The following is an 18,218-nucleotide window of genomic DNA, read 5'->3' as shown; positions in this document are numbered from 1 at the left end:
AGCCACAACCTGCGCTCGCGGCACCGGGGTGGTGGGGCGTCATACTGAACTCCTCGTACGAAGGAGACCGATGAACACCCAGCCCGCCGACACCACGCCGGTTGCCCGCGCGCTGCGCTGGCGAGTGGTCGACATCGTCGTCGCCAGCGTCCTCGCGACGGCAGCGGGCCTGGTCTTCGTCGTGTGGAACATCGCGTCCAATCCGATCAGCGCCCCGTTGACCGCAGCATTGCCGGGTCTGCAGGCGTTGCTCGCCGGTGGCTGGTTGTTCGCCGGCGTGCTCACCGCCCTGGTGATCCGTAAGCCGGGCGCGGCGCTGTACGGCGAGCTCGTGGCGGCCACGGTCTCGGCGTTGGTCGGCAACCAGTGGGGTGTGCTCACCATCGAATCCGGTCTGGTGCAAGGCCTCGGCGCAGAGCTGGTCTTCGCCGTGTTCCTCTACCGCCGTTGGGGACTGCCCGTCGCCCTGCTCGCCGGCGGGGTCGCCGGATTGGCCCTGGCCGTCAACGATCTCATCCTGTGGTATCCCGCTTCGGCGAGGATGTTCGCGACGATCTACACCGCCTCGGCGATCGTCTCCGGCATTCTCGTGGCCGGTCTGCTGTCCTGGTTCGCCGTGCGGGGCCTGGCGAGAACCGGGGCGCTGAGCCGGTTTGCCTCGGGACGGATCGGCTCGACCACTCGATGAGCCCCCCGCACGGTGTCGGTGCCGCCGTCACGGCGCACCACTGGGGCTGGCGCCATGCCGGACGCGACAGCTGGGCCGTGCACGATCTCGAACTGCGGATCGACCCCGGTGAACGGGTACTGCTGCTCGGGCCATCCGGAGCCGGGAAATCGACACTGCTGCACGGCATCGCCGGGTTGCTCGGCGGCGCCGAGGAAGGGCATCAGGCCGGCAGCCTCCTGGTCGACGAGGCCGCGCCGAACCGGCAGCGGCACCGGATCGGCATGGTGCTGCAGGATCCCGATGCGCAGGTGATCCTGCCCCGCGTGGGTGACGACGTGGCCTTCGGCATGGAGAACTTCGGCGTCGAACGCGGCCGCATCTGGCCGCGGGTCCGAACCGCCCTGTCCGCCGTGGGGCTCAAACTCGATGTGTCCCAACCCACCTCGGAGCTGTCCGGCGGCCAGAAGCAGCGGCTGGCGTTGGCCGGCGTGCTCGCGATGAATCCCGGTCTCATCCTGCTCGACGAACCGACGGCCAACCTCGACCCGCAGGGAGTGCTCGAAGTTCGCGACGCGGTCGCCGATGTGGCCGCGCAGACCGGCGCCACCCTCATCGTCATCGAACACCGCACCCAGGTGTGGCTGCCGATCATCGACCGCGTGATCGTGCTCGGCCCCGACGGTGCGGTGATCGCCGACGGCACACCGGAGCAGACCATCCGCCGCCACCATGACTACCTGATCGGATCGGGTGTGTGGGTACCCGACACCCCGCTGCCCGAGCTCACCCGCCGACGGAGCGCAACCGCCGAAACACTGCTGTACGCCGAGGATCTGACGCTCGCGCACCCCGGTTACCCGCCGATGCACGTCGGGCTGGGGTTCGAGATCCAAGCCGGCCAGACCACCGTCATCACCGGTCCCAACGGAGCGGGAAAATCCACACTGGCCCTGACCCTCGGCGGCCTGCTGCCGGTTCCCGCCGGGCGGCTCGAAGCGCAGGCCGCATTCGCCCCGTCGCCGGCACGGCGGGCACCCATCACGTGGCGTTCCAAGGAACTGCTGACCCGGATCGGCACCGTCTTCCAGGACCCCGAACACCAATTCCTGACCACCACGGTGCGCGACGAACTCGCCTTGGGCCCCAAGGCGATCAAGCTTCCGGCCACCGAGATCGCCACCCGCACCGACGAATTGCTCGAACGCCTGCGGCTGACACACCTCGCGGCAGTCAACCCCTACACCCTCTCCGGCGGCGAGAAGCGTCGACTCTCGGTGGCCACCATGCTGGCCACCGCGCCGAAGGTGATCATCCTCGACGAGCCCACCTTCGGACAGGACCGCCGCACCTGGGAGGAATTGATCCGGCTGCTGGCCGAGATCGCCGAGGCCGGCACGGCCGTCGTCGCGGCCACCCACGACCTCGACTTCACCGCACTGCTGGCCGACCGCCGGATCGAACTGCCGGCCTGGGAGCTCCCGGCACAGGGGGCGTCATGACACGGACGGTGAACCCGGTCGCGCGGTTGCTCACCGCTGTGATCGTTGCCGGCGCCCTGGTGCTGTCGGTGGACTGGGTGTCAGCGCTGACCGCACTGATCGGTGAGCTCGTGCTGTTCGCGGTCATCGGCATCAAGCTGCGCGCGGCGCTGACCCGCGCTGCCGTCGTCGTCGTCGCGGCCGTACTGACCGCCATCACCATCCTGCTCTACGGGCAGGCCGCCGGAACCGTGTACTGGCACTTCCTGCTCATCACGGTCAGTGACGCGTCCATCGCCCTGGCGTTGGCCACCTTCCTGCGAGTGTTGGCGATCGCGCTGCCCTCGGTCATCCTGTTCATCGACGTCGAATCCACGGAATTGGCAGACGGTTTGGGGCAGGTGCTGCGGCTGCCGGCCCGGTTCGTGCTCGGCGCGCTGGCCGGTCTGCGGCTGGTGGGCCTGCTCGGACAGGACTGGCGATACCTGGGGTACGCGCGCCGGGCACGCGGCGTGGCCGACCACGCCCGGCTGCGCCGCCTGGCCGGGCAAGCCTTCGCGCTGCTGGTCTTCGCGGTGCGTCGCGGGTCGAAACTGGCCACCGCGATGGAAGCCCGGGGATTCGGGGCCTATCCGAACCGGACCTGGGCCCGTCCGTCGCCGTTCGGGGGGCGCGAAATCGCCCTGATCGCGGCCGGAATCGTGATCGCTGCCGTCGCTGTCGGGGTGTCGATGACCTGTGGCACGTGGAATTTCATCGGTGCTCGCTGACATCCTGGGCCGCCTCGGCCCCGACGCGACGACCGTATTGATCGACGGCCGTTCAGGTTCGGGCAAGTCGACACTTGCGCGCCGGCTGCACCGAGAGTGGGAAGGCAGTGTGATTGTCCGACTCGACGACATCTACCCCGGCTGGGATGGATTGCTCTGGGCCGCAGACCACGTGCGTCGCTCACTGCTCGAACCCCGGGCAGCCGGGCACACCGGCCGCTGGCGGCAGTGGGATTGGGCCACCGAAGCACCGAGCGGCTGGCACGAGGTCGGACCTGGGCAACGGTTGATCGTGGAGGGTATCGGCGCGCTCACCCCCGCCACCCGGGCCGTGGCCGACCTGGGCATCTGGGTCGACGCCGACGACGCCGAACGCAAACGCCGGGCACTGGAACGCGACGGTGACACGTACCGACCGCACTGGGACCGGTGGGCCGCTCAGGAGGACGAGTTCATCGCCCGCTTCCGACCCCGGGCGTGCGCCGACCTCGTCGTCGCGCCCGATTAACCGCGCAGGCCGGCCAGAACCCGCTGTCGCACCGTCGGTTTCGGGGCAGCCGCGGCGGCGGCGAGCATGTCGGCCACCGAGGTGAACTTGTCGCGCGGCCGGTCCTCGCCGCCGCGAGCGATCTCGGCGGCATCGATCGCCTGCCAACCGGCGGCGTCGACCACGGCAGGTTGACGCGCCCGCACCAGCTTGTCCAACGCGGACGGCTTGTGCACCGGATCCGTCAGCACCCCGGCGTTGTAATCGGCGACCAACTGGTGCACGGTCTGCGCCGCACACGACTTGTTGGTGCCGATGAACCCGGTGGGCCCCCGCTTGATCCAGCCGGCCACGTAGGCACCCGACGCCCCGACAACACGCCCGCCCTCGTTGGGCACGACCGAGGCGACGTCGTCGAACGGCAGATCGGCAATCGCCTTGCCGCGGTATCCGATCGAGGTGAGCACCAGACCGGTGTCGAGTGTGCGCACCTCGTCGGTGCCGGTGACACCGAACTCGATGCCCGTGACCTTGGCGTCACCGAGCACGCGCTGCGGGGTGAGCCGATAGGCCAACCGGATTCGCGGCCGGGTGATCGGGGCCGAGGCGGTCCCGAGCTTGGCCAGGATCTCCAGCTTGTTGCGGGTCAGCGGATCAGATTCACGGGCCAGATCGGCCAGCACCAGCGCGTGGTCCTCTTCGGACAGCACGACATCGCAGCCGGCGGTCAGCCCGATCAGCTCGGGCAGCGTGAACGCCGACTGCGCCGGGCCACGGCGAGCCGCGATCACCACTTCGGAAACCTTCGACGAGCGCAACGTCGCCAGGGCGTGATCGGAGATGTCGGTGTGGGCCAACACATCCGGATCGGTGGTCAGGATGCGGGCCACGTCGAACGCGACGTTGCCGTTACCCACGATGACGACCCGCTCATGGCTCAGATCCACCGGCAGATCGGTGAACTCGGGATGACCGTTGATCCAGGCCACCATCTCGGTGGCGGTGCCGGTGCCCGGTAGCGCCATGCCCTCGATGTCGAGACGGCGGTCGTTGGGTGCCCCCACGGCGTACAGCACGGCGTGGTGGTGCTCCAACAGGTCGGCATGTGAAAGATGGTTGCCGACTTCGACATTCAGGAAGAATTGAAAACCCGGCTGCTTGGCGATCACGTCGAACAGCCGCGTCACCCGCTTGGTGCTCTGATGGTCCGGCGCCACACCGGCGCGCACCAGTCCGTAGGGGGTGGGCAGCTTCTCGAACACGTTCACCCGGACCCCGCGCTGCGTCAACAGCTCGTCGGCCGCGTACATGGCCGCCGGGCCCGAGCCCACGATCGCCACCGTGAGATGGCCGTCGTGACGTTCGATCTTGGGCGCCGCGATCACCGGCGCCAGCTTGGACGTCGGCGGCAGCTTGCCTTCGCGCTTCGGATAGAAGGCCGCGTTGAGCTCGATGAACGGCAGCTGCTTCTCGGTCAGCCGGGTATCGGCCGCGATCGCACCCACCGGGCACGCGCTCACACAGGCGCCGCAATCCACACACGCGTCGGGATCGATGTAGAGCATCTCGGCGGTGGCGAAGCCCGGTTCATCCGGTGAGGGATGGATGCAGTTCACCGGGCACGCGTAGACACAGGAGCCGTCGCTGCAACACGACTGCGTGATCACATGGGGCATGACAGGACTAGGCAGCCGTCACGGGGACCAGGTGCTCGCGCTGCGGCTCGCTGCGGTAACGACTCGGCGGCCCGTCGATCTTGCAGATCTTCCACATCAGCTTGGCGATGGGGTTCATCAGACCGGTGTCGGTGCACAGCATCCGGACGTCGCCGAACATGTCACGCAGCATCTTGCGCGACTCGGGGGCGCGGAAGAACAGCTCCTTGCGCACCGAGCGAGGAATGTCGAATTCCTTCCAGAACGCCCGCGGCGGCACGATGATGGCCGAGCACAGGATGCGCATGGTCAATGGCACGAACAGTGACAGGAGCCAGCGCTGCCGGCGCCGCAGGTTCGGCACCCGCTTGTGCAGGTACTGGTGCGCGAACGAGATGTGGCGGGCTTCCTCGGCGACGTGAATCGCCATGACCCGCTCCATGATCGGATGCAGGGCCTTGCCCTCGCGCAGCACGTTCTTCTGCGTGTGGTCGATCGGCTCCTCACCGGCGAGCACGCCGAAGAAGAACGGAATCGGCAGCGGGCCGGCGGCCAGCGGGATGAGCGGCTGCAGCCACTTGAGCAACCGCGGCATGCCCGGAACATCCTTGCCGATACGGTTCACCATCTCCTGGAACATCAGGGTGTGGTTGCACTCTTCAACCGACTCGTGCAGGCAGTACCGGTATTCCGGCGACCCGTTGGGGACCCAGAACGAGTACTCCATCAATCCGCGGATCAGGATGTTCTCGAAGTGCAGGCCGACCTTGGCGACGTTGGCCTGCCGCCACATGCCGATCTCGATCTGCCGGTCGACGGGCTGCGCCTGGTACCAGGGATGGCCGCCCATCGGATCGGTGGCCGGCAAGATCCAGCGCGGGTCGTTGGGCACGACGGCAAATTCCGGCGAGTCCCACGCGATGTCCTGGTACGGGTTGAAGTTGCGCCGCACCGACCCCTCGGACAGTGTGGTGAGCATGTCGACGTACTGGATGTCGTCGCTGACGTCCATGTTCTTGCGCCAACGCCTGACCGTCTTGGTCCGAGCCATGTTGCAGACCTCTCTATCATTGTCTGAGGTTTACATCTACCCACTTGTTGTACAACGGTACCGCAGGTATCGAGTAATTGTCCACGCCTGATTTGAAAAGTTTGCCAACTGCGAACGCGCCGCGGTCCACCTGAAGGCAGATGCCCAGGTAGAAGCGATATCTGCCGCGCGATCGGTGGTCGCCGAAACATTGCAGACGATTGTCACCAAGGCTGCCGCCGGGCACACCGCCGCCGATTTGGACCGGATTGCCGCGGAAATCCTCGCCACGCATGACGCCTCCTCGCCATTCCTGAATTACCACCCCCGCGGGGCCTCCAAACCCTTCCCCGCGGTGAACACACTGTGGCCGTCACCACCGACGGTGCCCGAATTTTGACGCGGTAGCGGCCGACTTTAGGCTGGTCGGTATGGCTGAACTGATCATCCCTGCCGATATCAAGCCCCGCGACGGCCGTTTCGGATGTGGCCCCTCCAAGGTTCGCCCCGAGCAACTGACCGCGCTGGCCGCTGCCGGGGATCTGTTCGGCACGTCCCACCGGCAGGCACCGATCAAGAATCTCGTCGGCCGGGTCCGCGACGGGCTGCGCCAGCTGTTCTCCGTTCCCGACGGCTACGAGGTCATCCTCGGCAACGGCGGCTCGACCGCGTTCTGGGATGCCGCGGCCTTCGGCCTGATCGACAAGCGCTCGCTGCACCTGACCTACGGCGAGTTCAGCAGCAAGTTCGCCTCGTGCGTGGCCAAGAACCCGTTCATCGGTGACCCGATCATCATCAAGACCGACCCGGGCACTGCCCCCGAGCCGCAGTCCGACCCGTCGGTCGACGCCGTCGCCTGGGCCCACAACGAGACCTCGACCGGCGTCTCGGTGCCGGTGACCCGCCCGGCCGGCGATGCGCTGGTGCTGATCGACGCCACCTCGGCCGCCGGCGGCCTGCCCGTCGACATCGCCGACACCGACGCGTATTACTTTGCGCCGCAGAAGAACTTCGCCGGCGACGGCGGCCTGTGGCTGGCCATCGTCAGCCCCGCGGCACTGGCCCGCATCGAGGCGATCGGCGCATCGGGCCGCTGGGTGCCCGACTTCCTGTCGCTGCCGATCGCGGTGGAGAACAGCCTCAAGAACCAGACGTACAACACCCCGGCCATCGCCACGCTGATCCTGCTGGCCGAACAGCTGGACTGGCTCAACGGCAACGGCGGGCTGGATTGGGCCATCAAGCGCACGGCCGACTCTTCGCAGCGGCTGTACTCGTGGGCCGAGGCGTCGTCGTTCGCCACGCCGTTCGTGACCGATCCCGCGCTGCGCTCACAGGTCGTCGGGACCATCGACTTCAGCGATTCGGTCGATGCCGCCGCGGTTGCCAAGGTGCTGCGGGCCAACGGCATCGTGGACACCGAGCCCTACCGCAAGCTGGGCCGCAACCAGCTGCGGATCGGCATGTTCCCGGCCGTCGATCCCGAGGACGTGAGCGCGCTGACCAGTTGCGTCGACTGGGTCGTGCAGAACCTCTGAGGCCTCCCCAGCGTGTCAGCGCGGTCACGGGCTGATAACGCAGTAGGGTTCGCGCAGGAGGTTTGGTCGGTATGCGAGAACTCAGAGTCGTTGGATTGAACGTCGACGGCAGGCGCATCATCTGCGAATCCGACGACTCCGCAAAGGACATGTTCAGCTTGCGTGTCGACGACCGGCTGCGTGCGGCAATGCGCGGCGACACGGTCACCTCGAATCAGTCCGAGATCGATGTAGAGGTGCAGAACGTGCTGCGACCCAAGGAGATTCAGGCGAAGATCCGCGCCGGAGCATCGGTCGAGCAGTTGGCCACAGCAGCCGGGGTGCCGATCGAGCGGGTCGAGCGGTTCGCCCATCCGGTGTTGCTGGAGCGCGCCCGCGCGGCCGAACTGGCCACCGCGGCGCATCCGGTACTGGCCGACGGACCGGCCGTGCTGACGCTGCTGGAAACGGTCACGACGGCATTGGTGGCCCGCGGCCTCGATCCCGATTCCATCGCGTGGGACGCCTGGCGCAACGAGGACAGCCGCTGGACCGTGCAGCTGGCCTGGAAGGCCGGACGGTCGGACAACGTCGCCCACTTCCGGTTCAGCCCCGGCGCCCACGGGGGCACGGTCACCGCCTCCGACGACGCGGCCCGCCAGCTGATCAACCCGGACTTCGGCCGGCCGCTGCGCCCGGTCGCTGCGGTGCCGCACCTGTTCGACGACCACGAGACACATGAGGTTCAGGACGCTTCCGAGGCCCAGCAGGTCGCGGCGCCCGAAGTGCAGGCGCCGACTCCCCCGGCCCCGAAGCGCAGCCGCAAGGCCCGCGCGACGGTTCCGGCCTGGGAGGACGTGCTGCTGGGCGTGCGGTCGTCGGGCACTCAGCCCTGATCGTTTTCGCGGAGTGCTGAAGATTGCGGCCATCAGGTAGCCGCAATCTTCAGCGTTGGCAGTTATCCCCAGGTGCGCGGAACGGGTCTGGTCACAGCGGGTCTGGTCGGCGAGCATCGACGGCGTGGATATCGATGACGTGCTTCGGCAGCAGTCCGGCGTCGTCTCGCGTCGGCAAGCCCTGGATGCGGGGCTGCAGCAGCACGACATTCGCCGGTTGCTCCGGCGCAACGAATGGGCGCGGGTCCACGACGGCGTGTACATCGATCACACGGGGCCGTTGACCTGGCTGCAACGAGCTTGGGCCGCAGTGCTTTACGCAGCTCCGGCGGCGTTGTGCCGGGAATCGGCGTTGACCGACGAGGGCGCGGTGATCCATGTCGCAGTCTCCCGCGACCGGGGCGTGCTGGCCGAGCCGCCCGGCGTGCGCATCCACCATCTGGCCCACCTGGAAGAGCGGGTGCTCTGGCACGTCGGGCCGCCACGGCTGCGTTTCGAAGAAGCCGCCCTTGATGTGGCATGCCTGGCGAGATCCGAGTTCGAGGCGATCGCGGTGCTGGCCAACGCTTGCCAGTCGCGGCGGACTACCGCGCGACGTCTGCTGCGAGCCCTTGATGCTCGTCAGCGGGTTCGCAGACGCCGCTGGCTACGGGCGGTGATTGTCGACATCGCCGAGGGCACCTGCTCGGTCCTGGAGCACGGGTACCTCAATCGCGTGGAACGGGCGCACGGGTTGCCTAGGGCCACCCGCCAGAAGCGCTCGACCTCGTCGATGGGAGTGAGCTACCGAGATGTCGAGTACGGTCAACGGCTCGTGATCGAACTCGATGGTCTCCTGTTTCACAACACGGCATCGGCCCGGAGCAGGGATTCCGAGCGTGATCTGGACGCCGCGGTCGACGGCCGCTCAACCGTCCGACTGTCCTACCGTCAGGTATTCGACCGACCGTGCCGGACCGCCGGGAAGATCGCCCAGGTGATGCGGCGACACGGGATCACGGTGAATGGCCACGCCTGCGGGCCGCACTGCGAGTTCGGCCGCGTTGAGCTGGCGGCCTGACGTGGAAAGCCGCCAACGCTGAAGGTTGTGGTCATCAGGTAGCCCCAATCTTCAGCACTGAGGGGACCCGCTCAGGCTTGGCTCAACCCGATGGCCAACAGCACCAACCAGCCACCGGCCACCCCGACGGCCGAGCCGAGCACGAACCATCGCCACACCGGCCGGTGCCGCCAGCCCCACACCGTGGGAGCCAGCCCACCGACAGCCACCATGTTGAGTCCGACCGCCAGCAGCGGGTGTACCCGCAACAGCCCCATGCCGAGCACCACGATCGCGGCGCCCAGCACCGCGGCCACAAATCCGGCCACCGTCAAGCCGGTACCCCACGGCGTGGAATCGTCGGTCACGGTGTCAATCTAACGCGACCTCAACCTCCGAGCCGGGCACGCTCGTAGAACGCCAACGCCGCGGCGGTGGCGACATTGAGCGAATCGGTGCCGCGCGACATCGGGATACGCACGCGTACGTCGCTGGCACGCATGGTCCGCTCGGTCAGACCTGGGCCCTCGGCGCCGACCAGAATGCCCACCCGCTGCCCGTCGAGCTGCGTCATCGCCTCGGACAGCGTCGCCGCAGCCGGGTCCGGAGTCATGGCCAACAAACGAAAGCCGTTGTCTCGCAGAAGCTCCAGTTCATCCGGCCAGGAGGACGCGCGGGCGAACGGAACCAGCAGGGCATGGCCCATCGACACCCGCACCGCACGCCGGTACAGCGGATCGGCGCATCCGGCGCCGAACACCACCGCATCCACGGCCAGCCCCGCGGCGTTGCGGAAGATCGACCCCAGGTTCTCGTGATCGTTGACGCCTTCGAGCACCGCCACGGTGCGCGCTTCGGAGATCACCTCGGCCACCGACAATTCCGGTGCCCGTGAGGCCGACGCCAGCACACCCCGGTTCAGATGGAACCCGACCGCGGCGGCCATCACGTCCGCGTTGGTGCGGTAGAACGGCACCTGGACGCCCTCGAGGTCGGCGGCCAGCTCGGTCAGCCGCCGGTCGGTCCCCAGCAGCGCCCGAGGGACGAAACGAGAGGCCAGCATCCGCTGCACCACCAGCACCCCCTCGGCGATCACCAGGCCTTTGCCGCTGGGCAGGTCGGGGCGACGGTCCACGCTGTTGAGGTCGCGAAAGTCGTCCAACCGAGGATCGGCCGGATCATCGATGTCGATGACGTTCAGCAGACTCACGCGCCTTCGACGACCATGGCCGACATCAGGCTGGTCGCCGACAGCAGCGTCTGGCGTTCGGCAGGGTTCAGCCGGGACACGTGCGCCATCAGCCACTCCTGGCTGGCGCGGCGTTCGGCCTCGACGAGACTCATACCGGCCGGCGACGCCGACACCACGATCTGACGCCCGTCGACCGGGTGCGCGGTCCGGATCACCAGACCCTGTTCGACCAACGAGGCGATCACCCGGGTCATCGAGGGCGGCCGTACCCGCTCACGCGCGGCCAGGGCGCCCGGTGTCATCGCGCCCTCCTTGACCAAAGTGGCCAGCGCCGAGAACTGGGTCAGTGAAACCGGGGATTCCGCACGCCGCGTACGCAATTGGCGCGCGAGACGCACAACTGCGAGCGCCAGGTCATGCGCGAGCACCGATTCCGGATCTTTCACATCGCAAATAGTACTGAGCGGTTGAGCATAAAGGGCTAAAACCAAGACCAATGAATGGCCACCGGATCGGATACGTTGGTCGGCGATGACCGAGGAAACCAACGCCCCAGCGCCGCAACCTCCGGCATTGCCTGCCGCGCTGCTGGAACCGTGGCCGGTGATCCTGGTGATCGCCGCGGGCTGGCTGATCGCCACGGTCCTGGCGTTCACGGTGGACGCGCTGCACGAGTGGCGGCCGTTCACCGTGGCCGGGCTGGCGATCGGTGTTCTCGGCACGTCTATATTTCTGATCCAGCGCCGCGCCGTGCGACGTGGATCCCGCGGCGCGCAAAGCGGATTGACCTGAGGAGACACCATGGCCGCACCACTACTGCAAGCCAGCATCGACATCGACGCGCCCGTCGACAAGGTATGGGGACTGATCTCGGACCTGCGTCTGATGCCGCAGTGGAGCCCGCAGTGCCGGCTGATGAAACCGCTCGGGCCGGTGCGTCCCGGCACCCGCACACTGAACCTCAACCGGCGCAAGTTCCTGTTCTGGCCCACCACGTCACGCCTCACCGAGGTGATCGACAAGCAGAAGCTGGCGTTCCTGGTGGAGGCCAACAACACCGTGTGGAGCTACGAACTCGAGCCGACGGCGACCGGCACCCGGGTGACCGAGACCCGGCACGCCGAGAACGGCACCACGGCGATCTCCAACGCTCTGGTCAACGCCCTCATGGGCGGGGTGCCCAGCTTCGAGGATGAGCTCGTCGACGGGATGAACGCCTCGCTGGCACGCATCAAGGCCGCCGCCGAAAGCTGAGCCCGCCTCAGTCGGCGAGATCGAGTACACCGTCGTCGTACGGTTCGTACATCGGCGACCCGGTGCCCGGCGGTTGCGGCGTGTCCGAATGGGCGCCGCAGCCGTACTCGGCCTCCACCACATGCCCGTCGGCGGACAACTCATTGGCGCAGACACCGAACATCACGCCCAGCGCGCCACCGAGCGGCAGGTAAAAGCCACAGTCGCGGCAGACCCGGCGCGTCGAGCGGGCCATCGCCGAACCGGGCCCGAAATCACCGTCGTGCCAACGTTGCGCTGCCTGCCCGCGGCCCCATTCACTGAGCAACTGGCGCCGGCCCAAGCCGAGCTCCAGCGCGGTGTCGTCGATAAGCGGATCCCCGGTGGCCACATACCCCGGCACCAGCCGCGGATCATTCGGGGCCGGAGCCAGCAGATCGCCCGGGCCGAGATCGCCGGGACGCACCCGGTCCTGCCACGGCACCCACTGGGGCGCCAGCAGCGCCGTCGGGCCCGGAACCAGCACCAGCTCACTGATCGTCGCGTGATCGGCGCCCGGGTAGGCGGCCACCACGACAGCCCACTGCCAGCCGCGGTAACCAGGCAGATCAGCCAGGAATCGATGCGTGGCCGAGGAGGAATCCTCGATGCTCGCGCCGAGGTATTCCCCCACCGCGCCCTGGCCACTGAACTCGATCAGCGCCGCGCGGGCCTGTTCGCTGGCGCCCAACAGCACCGCCTTCTGCTCCTCCGACGGCGACGCCGGAAGGGTTTGGGCAGGCTGCTCAGCTGGTTCGGTCACGCTTTCCATCGCCTCCATAGTGCCTGACCGGGGCAACCTCGGGCCACACCGGTTGCCTGTCGGCCACTGCGGCGGCGGATAGGAGAGAATCGGGGGGTGACCTATTACCCGCCGCGGCCACCGGCCGATCACGGTGCGGAACATCCCGGAATGGCCAACTACCCCAGCGATGAGACGCCGCGCCGGCCACGCCGGCAATCGGTGCCCAGTGCCAACCGTTGGCTGCCACCGCTCGACGAGCAACACACCACCGCGTACTCCCGGCAGGACGAACCGCCGCCATCCCGCGGGGCCGGCTCGGCGACCGGTGAGAAGGTCACCGTCACCCGTGCGGCCGCCGCACGGAGCCGCGAAATGGGCACCCGCATGTACGGTTTCGTGCACCGCGCCGCCACCGCCGACGGCGCCGACAAATCCGGGCTGACCGCGCTGACCTGGCCCGTGGTGGCGAACTTCGCTGTCGACGCGGCCATGGCCGTCGCCCTGGCCAACACCTTGTTCTTCGCCGCGGCCAGCGGCGAGTCCAAGAGCAAGGTCGCGCTGTACCTGCTGATCACGATCGCGCCGTTCGCGGTGATCGCGCCGCTGATCGGGCCCGCGCTCGACCGCCTGCAACACGGCCGACGGATGGCGCTGGCCGCGTCATTCGCGTTGCGCACCGTACTGATCGTGGTGCTGATCGCCAATTACGACGGCGCCACCGGAAGCTATCCGTCCTGGGTGCTCTACCCGTGCGCGCTCGGCATGATGGTGCTGTCCAAATCCTTCTCGGTGCTGCGCAGCGCGGTCACCCCGCGCGTGCTGCCGCCGTCCATCGACCTGGTCCGGGTGAACTCGCGACTGACGACGTTCGGTCTTCTCGGCGGCACCATCGTCGGCGGCGGTATCGCGGCGGGCGCCGAGTATCTGTTCAACGTCGCGCAACTGCCCGGCGCGCTGTACGTGGTCGTCGCGGTCACCGCGGCCGGTGCGGTGCTGTCCATGCGGATCCCGAAATGGGTCGAGGTCACCGAGGGCGAGGTGCCCACGACCCTGAGCTACCACGGAGAACCCGGCGGGTTGCGCCGCCAGCCGGGAAAGTCTGGTAAGCCCGGTAAGCCCAAAGCTGCCCGGCAACCGTTGGGCCGCAACACCATCACCGCGCTGTGGGGCAACTGCACCATCAAGGTGATGGTCGGCTTCCTGTTTCTGTACCCCGCCTTCGTCGCCAAGTCGCACGACGCCAGCGGTTGGGAACAGCTGCTGATCCTCGGGCTCATCGGCGCCGCCGCCGGCATCGGCAACTTCGGTGGGAACATCGCCGCCGCCCGGCTCAAACTCGGCCGTCCCGCACAACTGGTGGTCCGGGCCGCGACCGCGGTGACCGCCGCTGCCCTGATCGCCGCGCTCACCGGAAACCTTCTGGTGGCGGCCGGGGCCACGCTCGTCACATCGGCCGCCAGCGCCATCGCCAAGGCGTCCCTGGACGCGTCGCTGCAGGATGACCTGCCCGAGGCCTCGCGGGCCTCGGCCTTCGGCCGGTCCGAATCGGTGTTGCAGCTGGCCTGGGTGGCCGGCGGAGCCGCCGGAGTGCTGATCTATACAGACCTCTCAGTCGGGTTCACTACGATCACGGCCGTGCTGATACTCGGTCTGGCGCAGACAATCGTGAGCTATCGCGGTGAATCGCTGATTCCCGGCCTCGGCGGCAACCGCCCGGTGCTGGCCGCCCGACAGGGCGGCAGGTCATCGACCGCAGCGCCGTCGGCCCCGTCGGCCCCGCAGTGGGAGGCCCGGTGAAGCGCACCCTGACGGTGCTGGCCACCGTCGTGGTCCTGGCCATCGTCGGCACCGGCGTCGGCATCTGGAAACTCAGCCGCGGCCACGGCGATCAGCTGCCGCAGATCAGCGCGTACTCACACGGGCACTCGGTGCGTATCGGCCCGTTCCAGTACTGCCCCGTGCTCAACCTCGACGACTGCTCGGAACCGCGGGAAACAGGCCAACTGCCGGTCAACGAGGACAGCCCGGTACAGCTGTCGGTGTCCAGCGCGATCGGGCGGGCTCCGTGGCGGCTGCTGCGCGTCTACGAGAACCCGATCGACACGACGGTCTCGTACTACGCGCCCAAGACCACCCTGGCCGTCACCATTCCCACCGTCGACCCCAACCGCGGCCGGCTCACCGGGTTGGCCGTCCAACTGCTGACCCTGGTGCAGGACCAGGACGGCAACGAGTTCGCGCTGCCGCACGCCGAATGGTCGGTCAGCACGGTCTGGCCGGAACCGGCGTCAGCTCGCTGAGTGCCCGGCCGGTACCCGCTCCCCCTCGGGCGTCGGCCCGGGCGGGGTGCCGTCACCGAAAGGCCTGCCGACCAACGATTCCCGGCCGTGCGGCGTCAACCAGTTCGCCAGATCCGGCCCCTTGGGCACGATCTGCGTCGGGTTGATGTCGGAATGCACGATGTAGTAGTGCTGCTTGATCTGGACGAAGTCGATGGTGTCACCGAACCCCGGCGTCTGAAACAGATCCCGCGCATACGCCCACAACACCGGTAGCTCGCTGAGCTTGGACCGGTTGCACTTGAAATGGCCGTGATACACCGGGTCGAACCGGGCCAGCGTGGTGAACAACCGGACATCGGCCTCGGTGATGGTGTCGCCCACCAGATAACGCTGGGTGCTCAGGCGTTCGGTCAGCCAATCCAGTGCGGCGAACAACCGGTCATAGGCCTTGCCGTAGGCCTCCTGCGAACCGGCGAAACCGCAGCGGTACACACCGTTGTTGACCTCGGTGTAGACCCGCTGGGCCACCTCGTCGATTTCGGCGCGCAACGGCTCGGGATACAGCTGCGGGGCGCCGTCGCGGTGAAATTCCGTCCACTCGGTGGAGAAGTCCAGCGTGATCTGGGCATAGTCGTTGGTCACCACCTCACCGGTGGCCACCTCGACGATCGCGGGCACGGTGATGCCCTTCTCGTAGTCCGGAAACCGCTTGAGGTACGCGTCGCGCAACCGCGGGATCTTCAGCACCGGATCGACCCCACCGGGATCGAGGTCGAACGTCCAGCTGCGCGCATCGTGCGTCGGGCCGCAAAAACCGATCGACAACGCATCTTCCAAGCCCAACAACCGGCGCACGATGATCGTGCGATTGGCCCAGGGGCAGGCCCGCGCCACGATCAGCCGATACCGGCCGGCCTCGACGGGATAGCCGTCGGCACCATCGCGCGTGATGCGCGTGGTGATGTAGTTGGTGTCGCGGTTGAATTCGCCACCGGAAGCCACATAGCTCATAGCCCCAGCATGCCCGTCGAAAGTTGGCTTGTGTTCGAGAAATCGACGGATCATCGAACACAAGCCGGCGTTCGGCGCGCGGGTTCTAGGCGTCGAGCTCCTGCGCGACGGCCTTGACCACCTCGGACACCCGGCGGGCCACCTTACGGTCGGGGTATCGCCCCTTGCGCAACTCCGGCTGCACGATGTCCTCGAGCAGCGTGATCATGTCCGAGACCATGCCGTGCAGTTCGTCGGGAGTGTGCTTGTGCTCAGGGCGCTCGGCCTCACGCCGCGTGCGGCTCAGGCTCGGCGGCGGGTCGATGAGCTTGAGGCTCAACGCCTGCGGTCCGCGGCGTCCGGCAGCCACGCCGAACTCCACACGTTGACCGGCCTTGAGGCTCTCGACGCCCGCGGGCAATGCCGAGGACCGCACATACACGTCCTCGCCTTCCTCCTGGGACAGGAAGCCGAAGCCCTTTTCAGCGTCGTACCACTTAACCTTGCCGGTCGGCACTGCTCTCACCCGCTCGTCGTTTGTCAGAACTACGTACACACATAAAGACCGCGTCCCGACGGCGCCGGGACGCGATGCAGCGATCGTACTCTGGCCTGACTCGGTCGTTCACCTCGATTACTCGGTAGGCTGGCAGGACCTCTGGAGGAGAGATACGCCGCATATGCGAGTGATACTGAACATCATCTGGTTGATCTTCGGCGGCCTGTGGTTGGCGCTGGGATATCTGCTGGCCGCGCTGATCTGTTTCGTCCTGATCATCACGATCCCGTTCGGGTTCGCCTCCCTGCGCATCGCCTCCTATGCCCTGTGGCCGTTCGGCCGCACCATCGTCGACAAACCCGGGACCCGGCCCGGCGCATTGATCGGCAACATCATCTGGGTACTGCTGTTCGGCATCTGGCTGGCCATCGGACACCTGGTCAGCGCCGCGGCCATGGCCGTCACCATCATCGGGATCCCGCTGGCCCTGGCCGACCTGAAGATGATCCCCGTGTCGCTGGTGCCGCTGGGCAAGGAGATCGTTCCCGTCGACTCCGCGAAGGTGCCGGCATGACGCTGACCTCACTCGGACTGCCGACCGTGACCCGCCAGCCGCTCGAGCCGGCCCCGACCAGCGGCCCACTGATCGACACCTACAGCCGGGTGGCGACCGACCTGCGGGTCTCCCTGACCGACAAGTGCAATCTGCGCTGCACCTATTGCATGCCCGCCGAGGGCCTGGACTGGCTGCCCGGCGACGCGCTGCTGAGCGCCGACGAACTGAGCCGGCTGTTGCGCATCGCGGTGACCCGACTGGGCATCACCAGCGTGCGGTTCACCGGCGGCGAGCCGCTGGTCACCCGTCATCTCGAAGACGTGGTGGCCGCCGCGGCCGCCTTGGCACCCCGTCCCGAGATCACCCTGACCACCAACGGCATCGGTCTGGCCCGCCGTGCCGCCGGGCTCAAGCGGGCCGGGCTGAACCGGATCAACGTGTCGTTGGACAGCGTCGACGCCGCGCACTTCGCCCGGATCACCCGCCGGGACCGGCTCACCGACGTCCTTGACGGCCTGGCCGCGGCGAAGGCAGCCGGGTTGAATCCGGTGAAAGTCAACGCCGTACTCGATCCGGTGTCAGGCCTCGACGATGCGGTGAATCTGCTGGGTTACTGCCTCGATCGCGGATACCAGTTACGGATCATCGAGCAGATGCCGCTGGACGCCGGGCACACCTGGCAGCGCGGCACGGTGATCGACGCCGAGAAGATCCTGGCCACCCTGGGACGCCACTTCGATCTGCGGCCCTCGGAATTGCCGCGCGGATCGGCCCCCGCCGAGCTGTGGCAGGTCGCCGCGTCTGCTGCCCACCCCGCCGGCACCGTCGGGGTGATCGCCTCGGTGTCCCATGCATTCTGCTCGGCCTGTGACCGCACCCGGCTGACCGCCGACGGCCAGATCCGCAGTTGCCTGTTCTCCACCGAGGAGAGCGATCTGCGGGCGCTGCTGCGGGGCGGGGCCTCCGACGACGAGCTCGAGGCGGCCTGGCGGACGGCCATGTGGGCCAAGCCGGCGGGGCACGGCATCAACGACCCCGATTTCGTGCAGCCCGTGCGGCCGATGAGCGCGATCGGCGGTTAGATGGCACCCCAGACGACCGCCGTGACGATCCGCTATTTCGCCGCCGCCGCGGCCGCAG

General features: G+C 67.8%; 22 protein-coding genes. 13 read left to right on the top strand and 9 right to left on the bottom strand.

Annotation, left to right across the window (positions count from 1 at the left end):
- Positions 1 to 70: 70 nt before the first annotated feature.
- The 4 genes from A5740_RS02700 to A5740_RS02685 are packed head-to-tail and all read left to right on the top strand — an operon-like array spanning position 71 to position 3,426.
- Entirely contained in the window at positions 71 to 688 is a 618-nt protein-coding gene (locus tag A5740_RS02700) for an ECF transporter S component (RefSeq protein ID WP_076191289.1), read from the top strand.
- Positions 685 to 2,169: an ABC transporter ATP-binding protein gene (locus tag A5740_RS02695; RefSeq protein ID WP_076191287.1), complete on the top strand. Its 1,485-nt coding sequence runs from the start codon at positions 685 to 687 to the stop codon at positions 2,167 to 2,169. Before A5740_RS02700 ends, A5740_RS02695 begins: the two co-directional genes overlap by 4 nt.
- The gene (locus tag A5740_RS02690; RefSeq protein WP_076191285.1) at positions 2,166 to 2,918 is read left to right on the top strand and encodes an energy-coupling factor transporter transmembrane protein EcfT; all 753 of its coding nucleotides are present in this window, start codon (positions 2,166 to 2,168) and stop codon (positions 2,916 to 2,918) included. The genes A5740_RS02695 and A5740_RS02690 overlap by 4 nt, the downstream gene beginning before the upstream one ends.
- Complete coding sequence (locus A5740_RS02685; RefSeq protein WP_076191283.1) at positions 2,908 to 3,426, top strand: AAA family ATPase; 519 nt, start codon at positions 2,908 to 2,910, stop codon at positions 3,424 to 3,426. The genes A5740_RS02690 and A5740_RS02685 overlap by 11 nt, the downstream gene beginning before the upstream one ends.
- Here A5740_RS02685 and A5740_RS02680 read toward each other — a convergent pair.
- Genes A5740_RS02680 through A5740_RS28165 form a run of 3 tightly spaced genes read right to left on the bottom strand, consistent with a single transcriptional unit; the run spans position 3,423 to position 6,385 of the window.
- Positions 3,423 to 5,081 carry a 4Fe-4S binding protein gene (locus A5740_RS02680; RefSeq protein ID WP_076191282.1) on the bottom strand — a complete coding sequence of 553 codons (1,659 nt, stop codon included), beginning with the start codon at positions 5,079 to 5,081 and terminating at the stop codon, positions 3,423 to 3,425. The genes A5740_RS02685 and A5740_RS02680 overlap by 4 nt on opposite strands.
- Before the next feature lie 7 nt (positions 5,082 to 5,088).
- Positions 5,089 to 6,111 carry a diiron oxygenase gene (locus A5740_RS02675; protein WP_076191280.1) on the bottom strand — a complete coding sequence of 341 codons (1,023 nt, stop codon included), beginning with the start codon at positions 6,109 to 6,111 and terminating at the stop codon, positions 5,089 to 5,091.
- A 16-nt stretch (positions 6,112 to 6,127) separates the two neighbouring features.
- Complete coding sequence (locus tag A5740_RS28165) at positions 6,128 to 6,385, bottom strand: hypothetical protein (protein ID WP_139334890.1); 258 nt, start codon at positions 6,383 to 6,385, stop codon at positions 6,128 to 6,130.
- Between the two features lie 136 nt (positions 6,386 to 6,521).
- Between A5740_RS28165 and serC the strand changes: the two genes are divergently transcribed.
- The 3 genes from serC to A5740_RS02655 all read left to right on the top strand — a co-directional run bounded on the left by serC (position 6,522) and on the right by A5740_RS02655 (position 9,563).
- Complete coding sequence (gene serC / locus A5740_RS02665) at positions 6,522 to 7,628, top strand: phosphoserine transaminase (RefSeq protein ID WP_076191276.1); 1,107 nt, start codon at positions 6,522 to 6,524, stop codon at positions 7,626 to 7,628.
- 71 nt (positions 7,629 to 7,699) lie between these two features.
- Positions 7,700 to 8,503 (top strand): septation protein SepH, encoded by an 804-nt coding sequence (gene sepH / locus A5740_RS02660; protein WP_076191274.1) that lies wholly within the window; start codon positions 7,700 to 7,702, stop codon positions 8,501 to 8,503.
- Positions 8,504 to 8,627: 124 nt separating this feature from the next.
- Complete coding sequence (locus A5740_RS02655; RefSeq protein WP_076191272.1) at positions 8,628 to 9,563, top strand: type IV toxin-antitoxin system AbiEi family antitoxin domain-containing protein; 936 nt, start codon at positions 8,628 to 8,630, stop codon at positions 9,561 to 9,563.
- A gap of 71 nt (positions 9,564 to 9,634) precedes the next feature.
- On the opposite strand, the gene A5740_RS02650 is transcribed toward A5740_RS02655, so the two are convergent.
- Genes A5740_RS02650 through A5740_RS02640 form a run of 3 tightly spaced genes read right to left on the bottom strand, consistent with a single transcriptional unit; the run spans position 9,635 to position 11,180 of the window.
- Positions 9,635 to 9,910: a DUF2537 domain-containing protein gene (locus A5740_RS02650; protein WP_076191270.1), complete on the bottom strand. Its 276-nt coding sequence runs from the start codon at positions 9,908 to 9,910 to the stop codon at positions 9,635 to 9,637.
- 20 nt (positions 9,911 to 9,930) lie between these two features.
- The gene (locus tag A5740_RS02645) at positions 9,931 to 10,752 is read right to left on the bottom strand and encodes an RNA methyltransferase (protein WP_076191268.1); all 822 of its coding nucleotides are present in this window, start codon (positions 10,750 to 10,752) and stop codon (positions 9,931 to 9,933) included.
- A complete protein-coding gene (locus A5740_RS02640; protein WP_076191266.1) occupies positions 10,749 to 11,180 on the bottom strand; it encodes a MarR family winged helix-turn-helix transcriptional regulator in 432 nt (143 codons plus the stop codon). Before A5740_RS02640 ends, A5740_RS02645 begins: the two co-directional genes overlap by 4 nt.
- A gap of 85 nt (positions 11,181 to 11,265) precedes the next feature.
- On the opposite strand from A5740_RS02640, the gene A5740_RS02635 reads away from it, so the two are divergent.
- Entirely contained in the window at positions 11,266 to 11,526 is a 261-nt protein-coding gene (locus A5740_RS02635) for a DUF2530 domain-containing protein (RefSeq protein ID WP_076191264.1), read from the top strand.
- Between the two features lie 9 nt (positions 11,527 to 11,535).
- Positions 11,536 to 11,988 (top strand): SRPBCC family protein, encoded by a 453-nt coding sequence (locus A5740_RS02630; RefSeq protein WP_076191262.1) that lies wholly within the window; start codon positions 11,536 to 11,538, stop codon positions 11,986 to 11,988.
- 7 nt (positions 11,989 to 11,995) lie between these two features.
- Here the strand turns inward: A5740_RS02630 and A5740_RS02625 are convergent, their stop codons facing one another.
- Positions 11,996 to 12,778, bottom strand: a complete 783-nt coding sequence (locus tag A5740_RS02625) for a DUF3027 domain-containing protein (protein WP_076191415.1) — start codon at positions 12,776 to 12,778, stop codon at positions 11,996 to 11,998.
- Between the two features lie 141 nt (positions 12,779 to 12,919).
- Here A5740_RS02625 and A5740_RS02620 point away from each other — a divergent pair, with 141 nt between their 5' ends.
- Positions 12,920 to 14,548 carry an MFS transporter gene (locus tag A5740_RS02620; protein WP_254849058.1) on the top strand — a complete coding sequence of 543 codons (1,629 nt, stop codon included), beginning with the start codon at positions 12,920 to 12,922 and terminating at the stop codon, positions 14,546 to 14,548.
- A complete protein-coding gene (locus A5740_RS02615) occupies positions 14,545 to 15,051 on the top strand; it encodes a DUF2771 domain-containing protein (protein WP_076191413.1) in 507 nt (168 codons plus the stop codon). The genes A5740_RS02620 and A5740_RS02615 overlap by 4 nt, the downstream gene beginning before the upstream one ends.
- Here the strand turns inward: A5740_RS02615 and A5740_RS02610 are convergent.
- Entirely contained in the window at positions 15,040 to 16,044 is a 1,005-nt protein-coding gene (locus A5740_RS02610; RefSeq protein ID WP_076191258.1) for a glutathione S-transferase family protein, read from the bottom strand. The genes A5740_RS02615 and A5740_RS02610 overlap by 12 nt on opposite strands.
- Before the next feature lie 85 nt (positions 16,045 to 16,129).
- The gene (locus A5740_RS02605; protein ID WP_076191256.1) at positions 16,130 to 16,540 is read right to left on the bottom strand and encodes a cold-shock protein; all 411 of its coding nucleotides are present in this window, start codon (positions 16,538 to 16,540) and stop codon (positions 16,130 to 16,132) included.
- Between the two features lie 163 nt (positions 16,541 to 16,703).
- Here A5740_RS02605 and A5740_RS02600 point away from each other — a divergent pair, with 163 nt between their 5' ends.
- Together A5740_RS02600 and moaA are read left to right on the top strand one after the other, a co-directional pair.
- Positions 16,704 to 17,096, top strand: coding sequence for a YccF domain-containing protein (locus A5740_RS02600; protein ID WP_076191255.1), 393 nt, complete (start codon positions 16,704 to 16,706; stop codon positions 17,094 to 17,096).
- Positions 17,093 to 18,160 carry a GTP 3',8-cyclase MoaA gene (moaA, locus tag A5740_RS02595; protein ID WP_076191253.1) on the top strand — a complete coding sequence of 356 codons (1,068 nt, stop codon included), beginning with the start codon at positions 17,093 to 17,095 and terminating at the stop codon, positions 18,158 to 18,160. The genes A5740_RS02600 and moaA overlap by 4 nt, the downstream gene beginning before the upstream one ends.
- Positions 18,161 to 18,218: the final 58 nt, after the last annotated feature.

This window comes from Mycobacterium sp. GA-1841 (assembly GCF_001954135.1).
Taxonomy (GTDB): Bacteria; Actinomycetota; Actinomycetes; order Mycobacteriales; family Mycobacteriaceae; genus Mycobacterium.
The sequence above is the reverse complement of the archived record's forward strand: the minus strand, read 5'-3'. Positions and strand labels throughout refer to the sequence as shown.